At 64.7% G+C, this 19,889-nt stretch carries 17 protein-coding genes; 8 read left to right on the top strand and 9 right to left on the bottom strand.

Going from position 1 to position 19,889, the window contains the following annotated elements:
- Nucleotides 1–107: 107 nt before the first annotated feature.
- Nucleotides 108–485 (top strand): 30S ribosome-binding factor RbfA, encoded by a 378-nt coding sequence (gene rbfA, locus BG61_RS05930; protein ID WP_035934008.1) that lies wholly within the window; start codon nt 108–110, stop codon nt 483–485.
- Between the two features lie 3 nt (nt 486–488).
- Nucleotides 489–1,430 (top strand): tRNA pseudouridine(55) synthase TruB, encoded by a 942-nt coding sequence (truB, locus tag BG61_RS05925; RefSeq protein WP_035934010.1) that lies wholly within the window; start codon nt 489–491, stop codon nt 1,428–1,430.
- 106 nt (nt 1,431–1,536) lie between these two features.
- On the opposite strand, the gene BG61_RS41765 is transcribed toward truB, so the two are convergent.
- From BG61_RS41765 to BG61_RS05905, 5 genes are all read right to left on the bottom strand, one after another.
- Nucleotides 1,537–1,680 carry a DUF3079 domain-containing protein gene (locus BG61_RS41765; RefSeq protein ID WP_129572171.1) on the bottom strand — a complete coding sequence of 48 codons (144 nt, stop codon included), beginning with the start codon at nt 1,678–1,680 and terminating at the stop codon, nt 1,537–1,539.
- A gap of 68 nt (nt 1,681–1,748) precedes the next feature.
- Nucleotides 1,749–3,308, bottom strand: a complete 1,560-nt coding sequence (locus tag BG61_RS05920; protein ID WP_035934013.1) for a DHA2 family efflux MFS transporter permease subunit — start codon at nt 3,306–3,308, stop codon at nt 1,749–1,751.
- A gap of 31 nt (nt 3,309–3,339) precedes the next feature.
- Entirely contained in the window at nt 3,340–4,566 is a 1,227-nt protein-coding gene (locus BG61_RS05915) for an HlyD/EmrA/EmrK family protein (protein WP_035934014.1), read from the bottom strand.
- A gap of 39 nt (nt 4,567–4,605) precedes the next feature.
- A complete protein-coding gene (locus tag BG61_RS05910) occupies nt 4,606–6,117 on the bottom strand; it encodes an efflux transporter outer membrane subunit (RefSeq protein WP_035934015.1) in 1,512 nt (503 codons plus the stop codon).
- 85 nt (nt 6,118–6,202) lie between these two features.
- Nucleotides 6,203–6,721: a MarR family winged helix-turn-helix transcriptional regulator gene (locus tag BG61_RS05905; protein WP_035934016.1), complete on the bottom strand. Its 519-nt coding sequence runs from the start codon at nt 6,719–6,721 to the stop codon at nt 6,203–6,205.
- A gap of 370 nt (nt 6,722–7,091) precedes the next feature.
- On the opposite strand from BG61_RS05905, the gene typA reads away from it, so the two are divergent.
- The 6 genes from typA (at nt 7,092) to BG61_RS05875 (ending at nt 16,855) form a co-directional block, all read left to right on the top strand.
- Complete coding sequence (gene typA, locus BG61_RS05900; protein ID WP_035934017.1) at nt 7,092–8,918, top strand: translational GTPase TypA; 1,827 nt, start codon at nt 7,092–7,094, stop codon at nt 8,916–8,918.
- Nucleotides 8,919–9,263: 345 nt separating this feature from the next.
- Nucleotides 9,264–12,122, top strand: coding sequence for a 2-oxoglutarate dehydrogenase E1 component (locus tag BG61_RS05895; protein WP_035934019.1), 2,859 nt, complete (start codon nt 9,264–9,266; stop codon nt 12,120–12,122).
- A gap of 164 nt (nt 12,123–12,286) precedes the next feature.
- On the top strand, nt 12,287–13,588 hold the full coding sequence (odhB, locus tag BG61_RS05890; protein WP_035934022.1) for a 2-oxoglutarate dehydrogenase complex dihydrolipoyllysine-residue succinyltransferase: 1,302 nt from the start codon (nt 12,287–12,289) through the stop codon (nt 13,586–13,588).
- A 69-nt stretch (nt 13,589–13,657) separates the two neighbouring features.
- Entirely contained in the window at nt 13,658–15,088 is a 1,431-nt protein-coding gene (lpdA, locus tag BG61_RS05885; RefSeq protein ID WP_035934024.1) for a dihydrolipoyl dehydrogenase, read from the top strand.
- Between the two features lie 90 nt (nt 15,089–15,178).
- The gene (gene zapE, locus BG61_RS05880; protein ID WP_035934026.1) at nt 15,179–16,276 is read left to right on the top strand and encodes a cell division protein ZapE; all 1,098 of its coding nucleotides are present in this window, start codon (nt 15,179–15,181) and stop codon (nt 16,274–16,276) included.
- Nucleotides 16,277–16,414: 138 nt separating this feature from the next.
- Nucleotides 16,415–16,855, top strand: a complete 441-nt coding sequence (locus BG61_RS05875) for a transposase (protein ID WP_051672305.1) — start codon at nt 16,415–16,417, stop codon at nt 16,853–16,855.
- Nucleotides 16,856–16,940: 85 nt separating this feature from the next.
- On the opposite strand, the gene BG61_RS05870 is transcribed toward BG61_RS05875, so the two are convergent.
- The 4 genes from BG61_RS05870 to BG61_RS05855 all read right to left on the bottom strand — a co-directional run bounded on the left by BG61_RS05870 (nt 16,941) and on the right by BG61_RS05855 (nt 19,889).
- Nucleotides 16,941–17,405, bottom strand: a complete 465-nt coding sequence (locus BG61_RS05870; protein WP_035934027.1) for a DUF2147 domain-containing protein — start codon at nt 17,403–17,405, stop codon at nt 16,941–16,943.
- Between the two features lie 245 nt (nt 17,406–17,650).
- On the bottom strand, nt 17,651–18,439 hold the full coding sequence (surE, locus tag BG61_RS05865) for a 5'/3'-nucleotidase SurE (RefSeq protein ID WP_035934032.1): 789 nt from the start codon (nt 18,437–18,439) through the stop codon (nt 17,651–17,653).
- Nucleotides 18,440–18,534: 95 nt separating this feature from the next.
- On the bottom strand, nt 18,535–18,774 hold the full coding sequence (locus BG61_RS05860) for a hypothetical protein (protein WP_035934034.1): 240 nt from the start codon (nt 18,772–18,774) through the stop codon (nt 18,535–18,537).
- A gap of 155 nt (nt 18,775–18,929) precedes the next feature.
- Nucleotides 18,930–19,889: a DUF1571 domain-containing protein gene (locus tag BG61_RS05855; RefSeq protein ID WP_075584117.1), complete on the bottom strand. Its 960-nt coding sequence runs from the start codon at nt 19,887–19,889 to the stop codon at nt 18,930–18,932.

The raw sequence follows: 19,889 nt of genomic DNA, 5'->3' as shown, positions 1-19,889 counted from the left end.
GGTTGCCCGCCGGGCGCAAGGCGGAGCGGGCCTCAAGGTCCGCTCCGCCTTTTTCTTTATGGGCGCCGGGCGCCACGCAACACCCCAAGCATCAACTGGAAAACATCATGGTCAAGAAACGTACTTCCCCGAATCGCAACGTGCAGATCGCGGATCAGATTCAGCGCGACTTGTCGGAACTCATGCGCGAGGTGAAGGATCCGCGCGTCGGAATGGTGACGATACAGAGCGTCGAGCTGACGCCCGACTACGCGCATGCGAAGGTCTTCTTCACGACCTTGACGGGCGATCCGCAGCAGACGCAGGACGGGCTCAATCACGCGGCCGGCCATCTGCACAATCAGCTTTTCAAGCGCCTGCACATCCACACGGTGCCGACGCTGCATTTCCACTACGACAAGACGATCGAGAAGGCCGTCGAAATGTCGCGCCTGATCGACGAGGCCAATGCGACGCGCGCGAAGGACGACGAGGAAGGTGCCTGACCGATGAAGGGTTCGAATGCCCCGGCGCGCCCGAAGATCGCGCGCCGCGCGATCGACGGCGTCCTGCTGCTGGACAAGCCGCTCAACCTGTCCAGCAATGACGCGCTGATCCGCGCGAAGCGGCTCTATCTGGCGAAGAAGGCGGGCCACACCGGCACGCTCGATCCGCTCGCGACCGGCCTGCTGCCGCTTTGCTTCGGCGAGGCGACCAAGTTTTCGCAAGACCTGCTCGACGCCGACAAGACCTACGAGGCGACGATGCGCCTCGGCATCCGCACGACGACGGGCGATGCCGAAGGCGAGGCGATCGATTCGCGCGAGGTCGCTTGCGACGAGCCGGCCGTGCTCGCCGCGCTCGCGGAGTTTCGAGGCGAAATTACGCAGGTTCCGCCGATGTATTCCGCGTTGAAGCGCGACGGCAAGCCGCTCTACGAGTACGCCCGGGCCGGCGAGACGGTCGAGCGCGAGGGCCGTCAGGTGACGATTCATGCGCTCGAACTGATCGCGTGCGCGCTGCCCGACGTGACCTTTCGCGTGACGTGCAGCAAGGGCACGTACGTGCGCACGCTGGCGGAAGACATCGGCGAAACGCTCGGGTGCGGCGCGCATCTCGTCGCGCTGCGGCGCACGGGCGTCGGCGCTTTGACGCTCGAGCACGCTGTTACGCTCGACGCGTTGTCGGATGCCCCGGAGGCCGAGCGCGACTCGTGGCTCCAGCCGGTCGACGCGCTGCTCTCGACGTTTCCCGCGGTGCATCTCGACGCCGATGCCGCGCGCCGCTTTCTGCATGGTCAGCGGCTGAAATTGTCGGAGGTGTCCGCGGCACCGCTCGGAGACGGTCGCGTGCGCGTGTATGCGGACGACGGCGCGAGGCTGCTCGGTGTCGCGAGGGCGGGCGAGGGCGTGCTGGCGCCGGAGCGGCTCGTCGTGAGCGCGCAGGGCTGAGTGAGATTGACGACGCCGGGTCGGTCGGAGCGCGGCTGTTGCGCTCGAACGATCAGTTCTCGCCGGGCGTCACCGGCTTCGCCGCGGGCTCGATTCCCCAATCGCCCTATTCGAGCCAGTCTGCGCCAAGCAGTTCTATCGGGTGCTGCGTCCGGATGGAGCCGTGTCCGCATCCCGGCGAATCGGCCATGCAGTACCTGTCGCATCCCCAGCAAACCCTCTCGGGATACAAAGGGAATTTCTTCGCCATGTCGAGAGGCCCTGTAGAGAAAGCCCGAAAAGCCTATCGGGCTTCCTCGCCGCCCCTCATGACGGCCGTCAGTGCGCCGCCGATGCCGCCGCAGCCGAATCCCCGCCGCCCGCGCGTTCCGGCCGCGTGATCCAGATCAGCGCGATCAGCGCGACGAAAATCCCCGCCGACAGATAGAACAGGTCGTTCACGCCGAGTTGCGCGGCCTGCTGCGTCGCCATGCTGTTGAAGAGCCCGTACGCCTGCGACTGGTCGAACCCGGCGGCGCGCATCTGCTCGATCGAATGGCTGAACGTCGGGTTGTACGCATTCGCCTGTTCGACGAGTTGCGCGTGATGCACGATCGAGCGGTGCTCCCACGCCGTCGAAAAGATCGACGTGCCGATGCCCCCGCACATGATCCGCACGAAGTTCGACAGGCCGGAGGCCGCCGGAATGCGGTGCCCCGGCAGGCCGGACAGCGTGATCGACACGAGCGGAATGAAGAAGCCCGCCATTCCGATGCCCTGAATCAGCGTCGGCAGCATCAGCGAATAGGTGTCGACGCCAGTCGTGTAGCGCGAGCGCATCCAGAAGCACAGCGCGAACACGAGGAACGCGGCCGTCGCGATCTTGCGCGGATCGGTGCGTGGCAGGAACTTGCCGGTCACGGGGGAGAGCAGGATCGCGAACACGCCGACGGGCGCCATCACGAGCCCGGCGTCGGTCGCCGTGTAGCCGATGTCGGTCTGCAGCCACAGCGGCAGCAGCACGAGGTTGCCGAAGTAGAGGCCGTAGCCGATCGACAGCGCGATCGTGCCGCCCGTGAAGTTGCGCAGCTTGAAGAGCGACAGGTCGACGACCGGGTGCTCCGCCGTCAGCTCCCACACGATAAAGAACGCGAGCGCGATCACGGCGATCAGCGTGAGGACGATGATGGTCGTCGAATTGAACCAGTCGAGGTCCTTGCCCTTGTCGAGCATGATCTGCAGCGAGCCGACCCAGATCACGAGGAGCGCGAGGCCGACGGTGTCGATCGGCGCCTTGCGGATCACGGAGTCGCGCTCGCGGAAGATCGCGAACGTGGCGAGCGCCGCGATGATGCCGACCGGAATGTTCACGTAGAAGATCCACGGCCACGAGATGTTGTCCGAGATCCAGCCGCCGAGAATCGGTCCCGCGACCGGTGCGATCAGCGTGGTCATCGACCACATCGAGAGCGCCATCGGCGCCTTCGCGCGCGGGTAGCTCGCGAGCAGCAGCGTTTGCGAGAGCGGGATCATCGGGCCGGCGACCGCGCCCTGGAACACGCGCGCCGCGAGCAGGAAGGGCAGCGTGGGTGCGAGGCCGCACAGCCACGACGCGATCACGAACAGCACGATCGAGCCGAGAAAGAGGCGCACCTGCCCGATGCGCTGCGTGAGCCAGCCGGTGAGCGGCACCGAAATGGCATTGGCGACCGCGAACGACGTGATGACCCACGTGCCCTGGTCGGACGCCACGCCGAGGTCGCCCGAGATCGACGGAATCGAGACGTTCGCGATCGACGTGTCGAGCACGTTCATGAACACCGCGAGCGACACCGCGATCGTGCCGATCACGAGTTTCGCGCCTTCGAGCGGCGGATGAACGACGTTTGGCTGAGACATTGGCAAGAATCCGAAGTGGCGGGGACCGCGCTTACATCATCGAGGCGGCGGGCTTCGCGCCGCGCGAGACCGCGCCTTTCGCGCCGCCGCCCGAGCCGTCGTTCGCCTGGATGATGCGGGCGATTTCCGCGTTGGCGTCGTCGCCGTACTTGTCGAACACGTTCGTCTGGTAGACGGTGTTCGGCGCGTTGCCGAGCTGGCCGCCTTGCTCGTTCTTGATCGTCACGTCGACGTTCATCGACAGCCCGATGCGAAGCGGATGCTGCTCGAGTTCCTTCGGATCGAGCGCGACGCGCACCGGAAGGCGCTGCACGACCTTGATCCAGTTGCCGGTCGCGTTTTGCGCCGGCAGGAGCGAGAACGCCGAGCCCGTGCCCGCCGAGAAGCCAATCACCTTGCCGTGGAAGACCACGCCCGAGCCGTACAGGTCGGCCGTCAGCTCGACCGGCTGGCCGATGCGCATGTGCTTGAGTTGCACTTCCTTGAAGTTCGCGTCGACCCACACGGCGTTGAGCGGCACGATCGCCATCAGCGGGTTGCCCGGCGACACGCGCTGGCCGACCTGCACCGAACGTTTCGCGACGTAGCCCGTGACGGGCGCCGGCAGCGTGTTGCGCGCGAAGTTGATGTACGAATCGCGGACCCTGGCTGCCGCGGCCAGCACGTTCGGATGGCTCGCGATCGTCGTGTTCGCGGTCAGCGACCGGTTCGACGCGAGTTCCTGCTGCGCGGCGTCGAGTGCGGCCTGCGCGGCGCGCACCGCGTCGCGGGCGTGCGAGATTTCCTCGAGCGACACGGCGCCCGTCTGCGCGACCGTCATGCGGCGGCGCAGGTCGTCCTGTGCCCGCGACAGGTCCGATTTGCGCAACGCGACCTGCGCCTCGTACTGGTTGTCGTTGACGAAGAGCGTGCGCACCTGGCGCACCGTCTGCGCGAGATTCGCCTCGGCCTGGTCGAGCGCGACCTTCGAATCGGCCGGGTCGAGCACGACGAGGGGTTCGCCCGTCCTGACGGTCTGCGTGTCGTCGGCGTTCACGGAGATGACCGTGCCGACCACTTGCGGCGTGATCTGCACGACGTTGCCGTTCACGTAGGCGTCGTCGGTGGCCTCGTGAAAGCGCGCGATCAGGAAGTAATACGCGCCGTACGCAACGGCAACGACGATGATGACGAGCACGATCAGCGTCATCAGCATGCGGCGCTTGGCCGAACTCTGCTTCTGCGCGGGCGTCGCGGCGGTTTGTTGAGAATCGCTCATGATGGCTCCGTTCCTGGTCCTGGTCTTGATGCTTTTTTCTTAGCGAGCCGGCGTCTGGCCGGCCGCTGCGTGCGCCTCGCCGCTGCCGTCGATCGCGAGATTCGTGCTCGTCGCGTCGAACCCGCCGCCCAGCGCCTTGATGAGGCCGATCTGCAGGTCGCGGCGTCTCATCCTCAGGTTGGTGACGGTCTGCTCGTTCGCGAGCCGGTTCTCGTCCGCGGAAAGCACTTGCAGCTGGGGCGAGAGGCCCGCCTTGTAGCGAATCACGGCGAGGTCGTACGCGTGCGTCGCGGCGTCGAGCGCGCGCCCGGCGTCGGCCATCTGGCGGTCGAGCGAGCGGATCGCCGCGATTTGCGTCGCGACGTCGTTGAGCGCGCCGATGAGCGTCTGGTTGTAGTTCGCGACGTCCAGCTCGAAATCGGCGTAGCGGCTCTTCAGCTGCGCGCGCAGCGCGCCGGCGTCGAAGATCGGCAGGCTGATCGCCGGGCCGAACTGCACCTGGCGGCTGCTCGACTGAAGGAATTTGCTCCAGCCGAACGCATCGAAACCGAACGCGGCCGCGAGGTTGATGTCCGGGAAGAACTCGGCCTTCGCTTCCTTGATGTCGTGCGTCATGGCCTCGACCTGCCAGCGCGCGGCGACGATATCCGGCCGGCGCGCAACGAGGTTCGCGGGCACGTTGTCCGGCAGCGCGATCTCGATTTTCGGATTCACAACCGGCTTGGCGATCTGCAGGCCGCGGTCCGGGCCCTTGCCGAGCAGGGCGCCCAGCTGGTAGCGCACGGTCGTGATCTGGCCGTCGAGCTCGGTGAGATTCGACTGACTCGTCGCGACGTTGCCCTCCGCGGTGCGGCGCTCGACGTTCGTGTCGAGGCCGGCGGCGACGCGCCCGTCCGTGATCCGTCCGACGTTCTTGCGGTTGTCGATCTCGCGCTGCGCGACGTCGGCGAGCGCGTAGAGCAGCCCGAGCTGGTTATAGGTGCGCGCAACCGACGCGGCGAGCGCCACGCGCGCCTCCTGCATGTCCGCCTCGGCCGCCTTTTCCCGCGACACGGCCGCGTCGAGGCGCGAGCGGTTCTTGCCCCAGATGTCCAGTTCCCACGACGCGCTCGCGAGCACGTTGTTCTCGCTGTACCAGGTGCCGCCGAAGGGCGGCGGGAAGAGGCCGTTGGCGGAGTACAGCTCGCGGGTCCACGAGTACGAGCCTTCCACCTTCGGGAACAGGTTCGAGCGCGAGCTTTCGATATACGACGACGCCTTCGCGATGCGCGCCTGCGCCTGCGCAATCGACGGGCTGCCGGCGAGCGCCTCGTCGATCAGTTGCGGCAGTTGCGGATCGCCGAACTGCGCGGCCCAGTCGAGCCTGGGCCACTCGCCGCCCTGCGCGGGAATGCTCTGAGTGCTGTCGAAGGTCTCGGGAGCGGCGACCTGCTTGTCGCTCGAAATACCCGCGTAGTTCGCGCAGCCGCCCAGGACGAGCGCGGCAACCGCCGCGGCAACGGCCAGGGCGCCGCGCGTGGCCCGAGGCGCGGGCAGGGAAAGGTGGTTCATCTCTCAGCTCTTGAATATTTGATGTGAAGATGGACGTAGCAACTAATTTCTTTCAAATAACTGACAAAATTGATTGCCTCCGCAATCAATTGCCAGCGGCTTTCTCTTTCTCGCTGCCTCCCAGCAGCGAAGCGCAGGCCGGATCGCAGGAATTCACGAGAATCCGCCGCAGCATGCTCTTGAGAAAGCCGACTTCCTCCGGCGTGAAGCCGCCAAGCAGCTTGTCCAGCACGCGCGTGAAAATCGCGGGAATCTTCTGCGCGAGCGCATAGCCTTCCGGCGTCAGCGCGAGACGCACGACGCGCCGGTCCTCCTCGCTGCGCACCCGCGAAAGCAGGCCGCGCTTTTCCAGGCGGTCGATGAGCCGCGTGACCGCGCTTGCGTCGATGCCGTATTCACGGGCCAGATCGGCGGCCGTCAGCGCGCGGCCGGCCGCGAGCATGAACACGATGCTCGCCTGCGTGCTCGTGATGCCGAGTTCCGCCGTGGTGTGCTGCGTGACCATGTTCCACATGGTCGAGCGCACCCGGCTCATCAGATAGCCGACGCTCTCGCTGAGCTGATAGTCACCGATTACGGAGCCGGGCTTGGGTGCGTCGCTCATGGATTCTCATGCGTTTGCAATAGTTGACTAGGCAAAATTATAGGTTTGCTTCTTTGACGCAGCAAGGGGTTTATGAGAACGCTTAATAGCTGGAGCTTGCGCAGAATGCGCGCGAACAGGCTGACAGCCCTGTTTTTATTGTGATTTCGAGATGAAAGCGGAAATCCGTGCGGCTGCATGTGCCTTCGGATTGCGGGTTTTGTCCTATTGCCAGGGCCGGTGAGAAGCAGACACATCCGCGTGTTATAATTTCGGGTTCCCACAGCGCCGAGCACTCGATTCAGACATCGTTCAGACGTCGAGTTGTCCCTTCCGAGTATTCAGGCGAGCATTCAAGCTCGCTTTGACGGCGCCCAACTGTACAGATCCTATGACCCGCGCCCTTCGCAATATCGCCATCATTGCCCACGTCGACCACGGCAAGACCACGCTCGTCGACCAGCTGCTTCGCCAGTCGGGCACGTTCCGAGAAAACCAGCAGATCGCCGAGCGCGTCATGGACTCGAACGACATCGAAAAGGAACGTGGCATCACGATTCTTGCGAAGAACTGCGCGGTCGAATACGAAGGCACGCACATCAACATCGTCGACACGCCCGGACACGCGGACTTCGGCGGTGAAGTGGAGCGGGTGCTGTCGATGGTCGACTCCGTGCTGCTGCTCGTCGACGCCGTCGAAGGCCCGATGCCGCAAACGCGCTTCGTGACCAAGAAGGCGCTCGCGCTGGGTCTCAAGCCGATCGTCGTGATCAACAAGGTGGACCGGCCGGGTGCGCGCATCGACTGGGTGATCAACCAGACGTTCGATCTCTTCGACAAGCTCGGCGCGACCGAAGAGCAGCTCGACTTCCCGATCGTCTACGCGTCGGGCCTGAACGGCTATGCCGGGCTCGACCCCGAAGTGCGCGAAGGCACGATGCGCCCGCTCTTCGAAGCGATCCTGGAGCACGTTCCGGTTCGCCCGGCCGACCCCGAAGCGCCGCTGCAGCTCCAGATCACCTCGCTCGACTACTCGACGTACGTTGGCCGCATCGGCGTGGGCCGCATCGCGCGCGGGCGCATCAAGCCAGGCATGGCGGTTGCCGTGCGCTCGGGCCCGGACGGCGCGATCATCAACCGCAAGATCAACCAGGTGCTGTCGTTCCACGGCCTCGAGCGCGTGCAGGTGGAAGAGGCGCAGGCGGGCGACATCGTGCTGATCAACGGTATCGACGAGATCGGTATCGGCGTCACCATCTGCGCGCCGGAAACGCCCGAAGCGCTGCCGATGATCACCGTCGACGAACCGACGCTCACGATGAACTTCCTCGTGAATTCGTCGCCGCTCGCGGGCCGCGAAGGCAAGTTCGTCACGAGCCGCCAGATCCGCGACCGCCTGATGAAGGAGCTGAACCACAACGTCGCGCTGCGCGTGCGGGAAACCGGCGACGAAACCACGTTCGAAGTGGCGGGCCGCGGCGAGCTGCACCTGACCATTCTCGTGGAAAACATGCGCCGTGAAGGTTACGAGCTGGCCGTGTCGCGTCCGCGCGTGGTGATGCAGGAAATCGACGGCGTGAAGCACGAGCCGTACGAGAACCTGACCGTCGACATGGAAGACGGCCACCAGGGCGGCGTGATGGAAGAACTCGGCCGCCGCAAGGGCGAAATGCTCGACATGGCGTCCGACGGCCGTGGCCGCACGCGTCTCGAATACCGTATCTCGGCGCGCGGCCTGATCGGCTTCCAGAGCGAGTTCCTCACGCTGACGCGCGGCACGGGCCTGATGAGCCACACATTCGATTCCTACGCGCCCGTCAAGGACGGCGCGGTCGGCGAGCGCCGCAACGGCGTGCTGATCTCGCAGGACGATGGCGCGGCCGTCGCGTATGCGCTGTGGAAGCTGCAGGATCGCGGCCGCATGTTCGTGTCGCCGGGCGACGCGCTCTATGAAGGCATGATCATCGGCATCCACAGCCGCGACAACGACCTCGTCGTGAACCCGATCAAGGGCAAGCAGCTGACGAACGTGCGTTCGTCGGGCACCGACGAAGCCGTGCGCCTCGTGCCGCCGATCCAGATGTCGCTGGAATATGCGGTCGAGTTCATCGACGACGACGAACTCGTCGAAGTGACCCCGCAGTCGATTCGCCTGCGCAAGCGTCACCTGAAGGAGCACGAGCGCCGTCGCGCGAGCCGTGAAGGCGCGGTCGACTGATTGAAAGGGTAGCCGCCTTCCCCTGGCCCGTGGCCTTCTGGCCATCCATGAGAAGCCGCCCACCGAGCCGCCCCCTGGGGCGGCTTTTTTATTGTTTCGCGTGCCGCAAACCACCCTTGCTTTATTCATCGAACGCCCGCACATCCCTGTTGCAGCAAGCGTCTGGCTGCGACCATCGGCTATATCGACTATGTGAACTGTGCTATGCTAGTTAGATGTGTTGCCGATTTTTAGGTCCTTCCAAGCAGACTTGATTCGCGCAATCCGCTAAACGGTCAGGCCGTGTCGCGGAAGGTTTCGTAACCCGCTATTTCTCGAGAAACTCGAAGAAAGGTGAGCGTAAAAATGATGAAGCAATTCCAGCTGAACTCTTATTTGTTCGGCGGCAATGCTCCGTACGTCGAAGAACTGTACGAAGCTTATCTGGATAATCCCGCGTCGGTGCCGGACACCTGGCGCGATTATTTCGATGCGTTGCAAAACGTGCCTGCCTCGGACGGAACGAGTCACAACGACGTGGCCCATGGCCCGATCGTCGAGTCGTTTGCTCAGCGCGCGAAGGCCAATGCCTTCATTCCGCGCGAAAGCACCGGTGACCTCGCCACTGCGCGAAAGCAAGTCTATGTTCAGTCCCTGATCGGCGCGTATCGCTTCCTCGGCTCGCAATGGGCCAATCTCGATCCGCTCAAGCGCCGCGAACGTCCGCATATCCCCGAACTCGAGCCTGCTTTCTACGACTTCACCGAAGCCGACATGGACCAGACGTTCCATGCGCAGAACCTGTATTTCGGCTTCGAGCAGGCAACGCTGCGCGAGATCGTGAAGGCGCTGCGCGACACGTATTGCGGCACGATCGGCGCCGAGTTCATGTACATCAGCGACCCCGAGCAGAAGCGCTGGTGGAAGGAGAAGCTCGAGTCGATCCGCTCCACGCCGAATTTCACCGCCGACAAGAAGAAGCACATCCTCAACCGGCTGACCGCCTCTGAAGGGCTCGAGCGTTTCCTCCACACCAAGTACGTCGGCCAGAAGCGCTTCTCGCTGGAAGGCGGCGAGAGCTTCATCGCGTCGATGGACGAAGTCGTGCGGCACGCGGGCAAGAACGGCGTGCAGGAAATCGTGATCGGCATGGCGCACCGCGGGCGCCTGAACGTGCTCGTGAACACGCTCGGCAAGATGCCGGCGGACCTCTTCGCCGAATTCGAAGGCAAGCACGTTGACGACCTGCCGGCCGGCGACGTGAAATACCACAAGGGTTTCTCGTCGGACGTCTCGACGGACGGCGGCCCGGTTCACCTGTCGCTCGCGTTCAACCCGTCGCACCTCGAAATCGTCAACCCGGTGGTGGAAGGGTCGGCGAAGGCGCGCATGGACCGCCGCGGCGACGAAGACGGCCTGCAAGTGCTGCCGGTCCAGATCCACGGTGACGCGGCATTCGCCGGCCAGGGCGTCGTGATGGAAACGCTGAACCTCGCGCAAACGCGCGGCTACGGCACGCACGGCACGCTGCATATCGTCATCAACAACCAGATCGGCTTTACGACGTCGGACCCGCGCGACTCGCGCTCGACGCTGTACTGCTCGGACGTCGCGAAGATGATCGAGGCGCCGGTCCTGCACGTGAACGGCGACGACCCCGAAGCGGTCGTGCTCGCCACGCAGCTCGCCATCGACTTCCGGACGCAGTTCCACAAGGATGTCGTCGTCGACATCATCTGCTTCCGCAAGCTCGGCCACAACGAGCAGGACACGCCGGCCGTCACCCAGCCGCTGATGTACAAGACGATCGCGAAGCACCCGGGCACGCGCGCGCTCTACGCCGAGAAGCTCGTGCAGCAGGGCGTGATCACGGCTCAAGACGCTGACAACTACGTTAAGGCATACCGTCAGGCGATGGACGAAGGCCACCACACCATCGATCCGGTGCTCTCGAACTACAAGAGCAAGTACGCGGTCGACTGGGTGCCGTTCCTGAACCGCAAGTGGACCGACGCCGCCGACACGGCCGTCCCGCTCGCGGAACTGAAGCGCCTCGCCGAGCGCATCACGACGATTCCCGAGAACTTCAAGCTGCATCCGCTCGTCGAGCGCGTGATCAACGATCGCCGCGCGATGGGCCGCGGCGACGCGAAGCTCGACTGGGGCATGGGCGAGCATCTGGCGTTCGCCTCGCTGGTCGCGTCCGGCTACGCGGTGCGCCTGACGGGCCAGGACTCGGGCCGCGGCACGTTCACGCACCGTCACGCCGTTCTGCACGACCAGAACCGCGAGCGCTGGAACGACGGCACGTACATCCCGCTGCAGAACATCGCCGAAGGCCAGGCGAAGTTCACGGTGATCGACTCGGTGCTCTCGGAAGAAGCGGTGCTCGGCTTCGAGTACGGCTATTCGACGGCCGAGCCGAACACGTTCGTCGCGTGGGAAGCGCAGTTCGGCGACTTCGTGAACGGTGCGCAGGTCGTGATCGACCAGTTCATCTCGTCGGGCGAAGTGAAATGGGGCCGCGTCTCGGGCCTCACGATGCTCCTGCCGCACGGCTACGAAGGCCAGGGTCCGGAGCACTCGTCGGCGCGCATCGAACGCTTCCTGCAACTGTGCGCGGATCACAACATGCAGGTGGTCCAGCCGACCACCCCGGCGCAGATCTTCCACCTGCTGCGCCGCCAGATGATCCGTCTTTTCAGGAAGCCGCTCATCATCGCGACGCCGAAGTCGCTCCTGCGTCACAAGGAAGCGGTGTCGGATCTGTCGGAGCTGTCGAAGGGTTCGTTCCAGCCGGTGATCGGCGAAGTCGACGACGCCATCGAGCCGAAGAAGGTCAAGCGCGTGGTGGTCTGCTCGGGCCGCGTGTACTACGACCTCGTCGCGCATCGCCGCGAAGCGAAGTCGAACGACGTCGCGATCGTGCGTATCGAGCAACTGTATCCGTTCGCCCACAAGCAGTTCGACGCGGAACTCAGGAAGTACGAGAACGCGACCGAAGTGGTCTGGGTGCAGGACGAGCCGCAGAACCAGGGCGCCTGGTTCTACGTCGAGCACCACCTGCGCGATGGCATGAAGGAAGGGCAGAAGCTCGCATACAGCGGGCGTCCGGCTTCGGCTTCCCCGGCTGTCGGCTACTACGCGAAGCACTACGAGCAGCAGAAGGCGCTGGTCGAAGGTGCGTTCGGCCGCCTGAAGGGCGCGCAGACGATCGCGAAGTAAGTGCAACGCGCGAAGGGCCCGTGAAGGGCCCTTGAAGGGCCGGGCGGGTTTCAGGCAAACCTTTCCGGTCCGCTCGTGTGGCTGCGTCGCGGCGCTCGCAATCGATCGATGCGCGCGGCGGCCACAGGGTTCGTTCTCACAAGACACGTATTAGGACAATCAGAATGGCTATTGTAGAAGTCAAGGTTCCCCAGCTTTCCGAATCGGTTTCGGAAGCCACCATGCTGCAGTGGAAGAAGAAGCCCGGCGAAGCGGTCGCGCAAGACGAAATCCTGATCGAAATCGAAACCGACAAGGTCGTGCTCGAAGTGCCCGCGCCGTCCGCCGGCGTGCTCGCGCAAGTGATCAAGCATGACGGCGACATCGTCATCGCCGACGAAATCATCGCGAAGATCGACACGGAAGCGAAAGCGGGCGCAGCGCCTGCCGCGGTTGCCGCTGCCGGCGACGCCGAAGTGAAGCCCGCGCCCGTCGCAGCAGAGGCTGCCGCGCCGGCCGCCTCTGCCAGTGCTGGCAGCACCGCATCGCCGGCTGCGGGCAAGATCCTGGCCGAGAAGGGCATCGCGGCCGACGAGGTCGCGGGCTCGGGCCGCGACGGCCGCATCACCAAGGGCGACGCGCTTGCCGCGACGCAAGGCGCACCGGCCGTGCCGGCCACTCCCGCGGTCTCCGCTCCCAAGGCCGCGCCGGCACCGGCTGCCCGTGCAGCCAAGCCCGCGCTGCCGGACGTGAAGGCGCCCGGATCCGCAGACCAGTGGCTGAAGGACCGTCCGGAGCAGCGTGTGCCGATGTCGCGCCTGCGTGCGCGCATTGCCGAGCGTCTGCTCGAATCGCAGCAGACCAACGCCATCCTGACGACGTTCAACGAAGTCAACATGGCGCCGGTCATGGACCTGCGCAACAAGTACAAGGACCGCTTCGAGAAGGAACACGGCGTGAAGCTCGGCTTCATGTCGTTCTTCGTGAAGGCCGCCGTCCACGCGCTCAAGAAGTTCCCGCTCGTGAACGCGTCGATCGACGGCAATGACATCGTCTATCACGGCTACTTCGACATCGGTATCGCGGTCGGCTCGCCGCGCGGCCTCGTGGTGCCGATCCTGCGCAACGCGGACCAGATGAGCCTCGCGGACATCGAAAAGAAGATCGCCGAATTCGGCCAGAAGGCGAAGGACGGCAAGCTTTCCATCGATGAAATGACAGGCGGCACGTTCTCCATCTCGAACGGCGGCGTGTTCGGCTCGATGCTCTCGACCCCGATCATCAACCCGCCGCAGTCGGCGATCCTCGGCGTGCACGCGACGAAGGAACGCGCCGTGGTCGAAAACGGCCAGATCGTGATCCGCCCGATGAACTATCTGGCGCTGTCGTACGACCACCGGATCATCGACGGCCGCGAAGCCGTGCTCTCGCTCGTCGCGATGAAGGACGCGCTGGAAGATCCGGCCCGCCTGCTGCTGGATCTGTAAACATTCAGAGACGCACGGCGCGCGCGATAGGCTCGCGCGCGCCGCGACTCCAACAAGAGAAGGAAAGTCATGTCCAAGGAATTTGACGTCGTCGTGATCGGCGCCGGCCCCGGCGGCTACATCGCGGCGATTCGCGCGGCGCAGCTCGGCAAGTCGGTTGCGTGTATCGAGAAGTGGAAGAACCCGGCCGGGGCGCTCAAGCTCGGCGGCACGTGCCTGAACGTGGGCTGCATTCCGTCGAAGGCGCTGCTTGCGTCGTCGGAAGAGTTCGAAAATGCCACGAAGCATCTCGGCGACCACGGCATCAATGTGTCGGATGTGAAGCTCGACGTCTCGAAGATGCTCGCCCGCAAGGAAAGCATCGTCGAGAAAATGACGAAAGGCATCGAGTTTCTGTTCCGCAAGAACAAGATCACGTGGCTGAAGGGCCACGGCAAGTTCACCGGCAAGACGGACGCCGGCGTGCAGATCGAAGTGTCGGGCGAGGGTGAAACCGAAGTAGTCACGGCGAAGAACGTGATCATCGCGACGGGCTCGAAGGCGCGCCATCTGCCGAACATTCCGGTCGACAACAAGATCGTCGCCGACAACGAGGGCGCGCTCTCGTTCGACGCCGTGCCGAAGAAGCTCGCCGTGATCGGCGCGGGCGTGATCGGGCTGGAGCTCGGCTCGGTGTGGCGCCGCCTCGGCTCGGACGTGACCGTGCTCGAAGCGCTGCCGCAGTTCCTGGGTGCATGCGACGACGCGCTCGCGAAGGAAGCCGCGAAGCAGTTCAAGAAGCAGGGCCTCGACATCCACCTCGGCGTGAAGATCGGCGAGGTGAAGACGACCGACAACAGCGTGTCGCTCGCCTACACCGACAAGGACGGCAACGCGAAAGAGCTCGAAGCGGACCGCCTGATCGTGTCGATCGGCCGCGTGCCGAACACCGACAACCTCGGTCTGGAAGCCATCGGCCTGAAGGCGGACGAGCGCGGCTTCATCCCGGTTGACGATCACTGCGCGACCGCCGTGCCGAACGTGTACGCGATCGGCGACGTGGTGCGCGGCCCGATGCTCGCGCACAAGGCGGAAGACGAGGGCGTGCTGGTGGCCGAGATCATCGACGGCCAGAAGCCGCATATCGACTACAACTGCATTCCGTGGGTGATCTACACCGAGCCGGAAATCGCGTGGGTCGGCAAGACGGAGCAGCAGCTGAAGGCCGAAGGCCGCGAGATCAAGTCGGGCCAGTTCCCGATGATGGCGAACGGCCGCGCGCTCGGCATCAACAAGGCCGACGGCTTCGTCAAGATGATCGCCGACGCGAAGACCGACGAGATCCTCGGCGTGCACATCATTGCCGCGGACGCGTCGGACCTGATCGCGGAAGCCGTGGTGGCGATGGAGTTCAAGGCGGCGTCGGAAGACATCGGCCGGATCTGCCATCCGCACCCGTCGCTCTCGGAAGTCATGCGTGAAGCGGCGCTTGCCGTCGACAAGCGCGCGCTCAACATGTAACTCCCAGCAGCACCCGGGCGGCACCACGACGAAGGCGGGCGGGAGTTATCCCGCTCGCCTTTGTCATATCACGGGCAACATCGCGGCATCATGAACGTCAACGAATACTACGAACACGAACTGCAGACTCGGGGTTATCAGTCGGACGCGGCGCAACTCGCGGCAGTCGGGCGCCTGCAGCGCTGCTATGAAGAATGGGTGGCGTACAAGGCCCGCCGCTCCAACGCGTTCAAGAAGCTCCTCGTGCATCCCGATCTGCCGCGCGGCGTGTACATGTGGGGCGGCGTCGGGCGCGGCAAGAGCTTCCTGATGGACAGCTTCTTCGCCGTCGTGCCGGTGCAGCGCAAGACGCGGCTGCATTTTCACGAGTTCATGCGCGAGGTGCATCGTGAACTGGAGGAGCTGAAGGGGCAGGCCGACCCGCTCGACGAACTCGCGCGGCGCGTGGCGAAGCGCTATCGGCTGATCTGCTTCGACGAGTTCCATGTCTCCGATATCGCCGATGCGATGATCCTGTACCGGCTGCTCGACCGCCTCTTCAACAACGGCGTGCAGTTCGTGATGACGTCCAACTACGACCCGGACACGCTGTATCCCGACGGCCTGCATCGCGACCGGCTGCTGCCCGCGATCGAGCTGATCAAGTCGAAGCTCGACGTGATCAACGTCGACGCGGGCACGGACTACAGAAAGCGCACGCTCTCGCAGGTGACGGCGTATCACACGCCGCTCGGCGCAGCCGCGGACAAGGCTCTGCGCGCCGACTTCGCGAAGCTCGCCGCCGTCCCCGACGAAAGCCCGCTTCTGCACATCGAAAAGCGCGAACTGAAGGCGTTGCGCCGTGCGGACGGCGTCGTGTGGTTCGATTTCGCTACGCTGTGCGGCGGCCCGCGCTCGCAGAACGACTACCTGGAGTTGGCGAGCCGCTTTCACGCGGTGATTCTCTCCGACGTGCCGCAGATGTCGCCGCGCATGGCGTCCGAGGCGCGCCGCTTTACGTGGTTGATCGACGTGTTCTACGACCACAAGGTGAAGCTCCTGATGTCGGCGGCGGTTCCGGCGGAGCAGCTTTACGTCGAAGGTCCGATGGCGAACGAGTTTGCGCGCACGGTTTCGCGCATCGTCGAGATGCAGTCGAAGGAATATCTGGAGACGCCGCGACGCATCGTCGATACTTCGCTTACCTGAATACGAGAATCAAAAATCCGTGGCAGGCCAATCGGCTCAAGGCTTGCTCTTCAATTTCAAGATTCGGACATCTCTGATGTCGGCGCTTCGGGCCGACCGGTATCTTCTCTGCACGCCTACTTGTGGATGGAGAAAACCGTGAAGCCTTACCGCGACATGACCGATGAAGAATGGCAGATGGTGGCACCGCTGCTGCCCGAACTGCGTCCGCGCTCGGAACTGCGCGGACGGCCCCTGGCAAATACCCGTGCCGTGCTGAACGGTGTGCTCTGGGTGATGTATAGCGGCGCGTCGTGGTCCACGCTGCCGCGCAAATATCCTTCGTATCAGACTTGCCACCGGCGCTTCAAGGCGTGGCACGACTCCGGCGTGCTGGCGCGCGTCATGCTGCAACTGTTCGGACCGTCGGGCGAAGGGCTCTACTCGCTGATGACATCGCGCATGCGCGTGCCCGCGGAACTCGCGACATCCGTCGCAACCGCCGGGACAACCGCAACAGCCGAGGCAGACAATGCGGCGGTCGACCCCGCAATCATGCCGCTGCGCTATCTGCCCGGTGGAATCCGCCAGGCGGCGTGAGTTCTGGCTCAAGCAACGCACGGCAAACAAAAAAGCCGGTCAAGGACGAACGTCCTTGACCGGCTTTTTTGCGTCGCGCTTTCGTCTACTGCTGGCGCAGCCAGGTCTGCGAGCGCCCCAGCAGCGACACGCCGATATACCCGCGTACCACCAGTTTCTGGCCACCGTCCTCGAGGTGCATCTTGCACTTGTAGAGCTTGCCGCTTTCGGGGTCGAGGATCTGGCCGCCGCTCCAGTTGCTGCCGTCCTGCTTCATTCCGGTGATGATCGTCATGCCCTTGACCAGTTGATCCTTGCGCGCGTCGGTACAGGCGGTGCAGCGGCGCTCGGGCTGGTCGTTTTCACCGAGTCCCCGCAGGATTTTTCCGTTGAGCGCGCCGGCGTCGTCCTCGGTGATCTGGACGATGGCTTTCGGTTTGCCGGTGCTGTCGTCGATGGTCTGCCATGTGCCGACGGGCGTGTCCGATTGCGCCATGGCGAGCCCCGCAGATGCGACGAGCGCCCCGGCAAGCGCCATGCGCCCGAAGGCGTAGGCAGTGAAACGCGTCATGCTTCCTCCCTGAACTGAAATGTCATCGCGCTCAGGTCGTGCCTGGTCGTATTGTTCCGCGCGATGTGGCCGCCAGAATACGCGAATGCGCGGACGTCGTTTTGTAGGAAGTCTTCTAGCAAAGCGTGCGCCGAGGCTCGCGCCCGGCGCAGCGGTTCGAACCAGCCAATGCGTGATTCCGCGCGGTGATCGGCGGGTAGACAAACCAGCACCCCGGCGACCCGCCGCGCGAATGGCGGCACGCGTCAGCGCGCGGCCCGAAGTCCCGCTTCGAGCGTGGCGAACGTGCCGGTGTCGGTGCGGTCGAAGTGCAACGGCGTAACCGACACCCGGCCCGACGCCACCACGGCCGTCTCGCTCTCCGGCGCATTCGCGCGCGGCCCGCGCTGGAACCGCAGCCAGTGGTAGGGCAGGCCGCGTGGATCGATCTCCGTCAGCACATCGATGCCCTCGACCAGACCGAGGCCTTGCGTCGTCACCGTGAGCGGGCCGGCCGCCGACGCATCGCAATCGGGGAAATTGACGTTCAGGCAGGTGGGCGCATTGTGCGAGATCGCAAGCAACTGGCGGATCACGCCCGGCGCAAGGGCGCGGGCGGTGTCCCAGCGGACGTTTTCGCGGTCGGTGAACGTCTGGCTGAGCGCGATCGACGGCAAGCCGAGCAGGAGGCCCGTCATCGCGGCGCCGACCGTGCCGGAAAACATCGTCTCGACGCCGAGATTTGCGCCGCGGTTGATGCCGGACAGCACGAGCGTCGGCGGCGCGTCCTTCATCAGATGGCGCGCGGCCATGACGACGCAGTCGCCCGGCGTGCCCTGCACGCCGAAGCGCCGCTCGCCCTGGCGGCTCACGCGCAGCGGCGAATGCAGGCTGATGGAGTGAGACGTGCCGCTCTGGTCGTGCTCGGGCGCGATGACCCAGACTTCATGCGCGATTTCGGCTGCGACGGCTTCGAGCGCGGCGAGGCCGGGCGCGTCGATGCCGTCGTCGTTGGTGAGCAGCACACGTTGAACAATGGGTTCGATGGCGGGCATTGCGGATATCTCCTCGTCGATCGGTTTTGTGTGGACGATCGATTATTGCAGAGATCGGATGCCCCACGTTCGGCCGCGAACGCCGGCCGCGGCGTTCAGGTCACGCCCAGTCCGCGCAGGACTGCGTCGCCGTCCGGGGTCAGTTGCACCTTCGCCTCGCCGGCCGTCGGCGACACGATCTCGACGTAGCCGTATTCCTGCAGCGAGGCGACATCGGGTGTGGCCGCCAGGACGTCGATCGGCGCGGAGAGCAAAAGCAGCAGCGTGGCGATTTCGTGGTGGCTCAGGAGCCGTTTTATGGCTCGCACGGGAGCCGATGCTGGCCGGAGGTTCATGACGAACTCCTTGTATTATCTTGGGCGGTGTGTGGCTTGTGGCCACGAGAATGTCGATGGAGTGCGGGAAATTTATCGGCCGATTCTTAGCCGAAACTTAAAACGCGCCGGTGGCGTTGTTACATTTGGTGTCGCGGTCTGAGGACGTGGCTCGATCAGAAACTGTAGTCGGGGTTTTTCGGATCGAAGGTGCTGTCGTCGAAGGTTTTCGGCGTGATCGTCTTGAAGAGGATGCTTTCGAAGATATCGCCGTCGTTGTCGAACGATTCCACCGCCCGGAAATACGGGCGACGCAAGTCGAGCCCGAGGATTTCCCTCTTCGCGTAGAAGGTGGGCTGCCCGCCCGGCATGTCGTAGGTGAACGCGACCACCCGCACGCCGTCCACCGTCTTCACCGCGATGCTGCTCGGGCGCATGACGCCGGAACCGGCGAACTTCTTGCCCTCCGTGAGAAACTGCTGCGTGATGTATTCGAGACCGAGATCGCGCAGCGAGTGATTCGACTGCACGCGCGCGAGCGGTCCGTCAAGCGATGCCCACAGCGGCACGACGCTCAGGAGGCCCCCGAGGTGGCCGTACATCTGGTCAGGGCGCTTCGATTCGTCGTAAATGACTTCCTGGCCCGCGTGCGCGCCGTCCGGCAGCCACTTCGCATAGATGCGCAACGGGTTGCGCGTGACGCGCACGAGCATGTGATCGGCCTGATCGGGCCATTTGCCCTTGATGCGCTCGCGCCGCACCATGGTGAATTCGTATGACGGGTAGCCGTTCGGCCCTTCCTTGAGATAGCGCGGCAGCGTGAGCGGGTCGAGCGACTGGAAGAGCGCGACGAGATCCGCATCCTGCATCCTCGCGAGCATGCCGCTTCTGGCCGCGCGGCCGAGCCAGCGGACCTGCTGATCGAGCGTGAGCTTGCCGACCTGCGCGGCGGGCGTGGCCGGCGCGGCGCTGTCGCTTGCCGCGCGCACCGGACTGGTGCCCGCCGCCGCGGCCGGGTTGGAGAGCGCCACCGCCGAGATCTGCGCGTGCGCCTGAAAAAAAGCCTGCGAGCAGAACGCGGCGCAGGCGAGCAGTAGGGCCGATGCCGGTTTCAGGCGAATTCGGGCATGCGGCAT

Source organism: Caballeronia glathei, assembly GCF_000698595.1.
GTDB classification, from domain to species: Bacteria; Pseudomonadota; Gammaproteobacteria; order Burkholderiales; family Burkholderiaceae; genus Caballeronia; species Caballeronia glathei.
The sequence above is the reverse complement of the archived record's forward strand: the minus strand, read 5'-3'. Positions and strand labels throughout refer to the sequence as shown.

Bases quoted from the DNA above. Each gene is read 5' to 3' on its own strand.
- rbfA (WP_035934008.1), top strand. From the start codon at position 108: ATGGTCAAGAAACGTACTTCCCCGAATCGCAACGTGCAGATCGCGGAT.
- truB (WP_035934010.1), top strand. From the start codon at position 489: ATGAAGGGTTCGAATGCCCCGGCGCGCCCGAAGATCGCGCGCCGCGCG.
- BG61_RS41765 (WP_129572171.1), bottom strand. From the start codon at position 1,680: ATGGCGAAGAAATTCCCTTTGTATCCCGAGAGGGTTTGCTGGGGATGC.
- BG61_RS05920 (WP_035934013.1), bottom strand. From the start codon at position 3,308: ATGTCTCAGCCAAACGTCGTTCATCCGCCGCTCGAAGGCGCGAAACTC.
- BG61_RS05915 (WP_035934014.1), bottom strand. From the start codon at position 4,566: ATGAGCGATTCTCAACAAACCGCCGCGACGCCCGCGCAGAAGCAGAGT.
- BG61_RS05910 (WP_035934015.1), bottom strand. From the start codon at position 6,117: ATGAACCACCTTTCCCTGCCCGCGCCTCGGGCCACGCGCGGCGCCCTG.
- BG61_RS05905 (WP_035934016.1), bottom strand. From the start codon at position 6,721: ATGAGCGACGCACCCAAGCCCGGCTCCGTAATCGGTGACTATCAGCTC.
- typA (WP_035934017.1), top strand. From the start codon at position 7,092: ATGACCCGCGCCCTTCGCAATATCGCCATCATTGCCCACGTCGACCAC.
- BG61_RS05895 (WP_035934019.1), top strand. From the start codon at position 9,264: ATGATGAAGCAATTCCAGCTGAACTCTTATTTGTTCGGCGGCAATGCT.
- odhB (WP_035934022.1), top strand. From the start codon at position 12,287: ATGGCTATTGTAGAAGTCAAGGTTCCCCAGCTTTCCGAATCGGTTTCG.
- lpdA (WP_035934024.1), top strand. From the start codon at position 13,658: ATGTCCAAGGAATTTGACGTCGTCGTGATCGGCGCCGGCCCCGGCGGC.
- zapE (WP_035934026.1), top strand. From the start codon at position 15,179: ATGAACGTCAACGAATACTACGAACACGAACTGCAGACTCGGGGTTAT.
- BG61_RS05870 (WP_035934027.1), bottom strand. From the start codon at position 17,405: ATGACGCGTTTCACTGCCTACGCCTTCGGGCGCATGGCGCTTGCCGGG.
- surE (WP_035934032.1), bottom strand. From the start codon at position 18,439: ATGCCCGCCATCGAACCCATTGTTCAACGTGTGCTGCTCACCAACGAC.
- BG61_RS05860 (WP_035934034.1), bottom strand. From the start codon at position 18,774: ATGAACCTCCGGCCAGCATCGGCTCCCGTGCGAGCCATAAAACGGCTC.
- BG61_RS05855 (WP_075584117.1), bottom strand. From the start codon at position 19,889: ATGCCGCATGCCCGAATTCGCCTGAAACCGGCATCGGCCCTACTGCTC.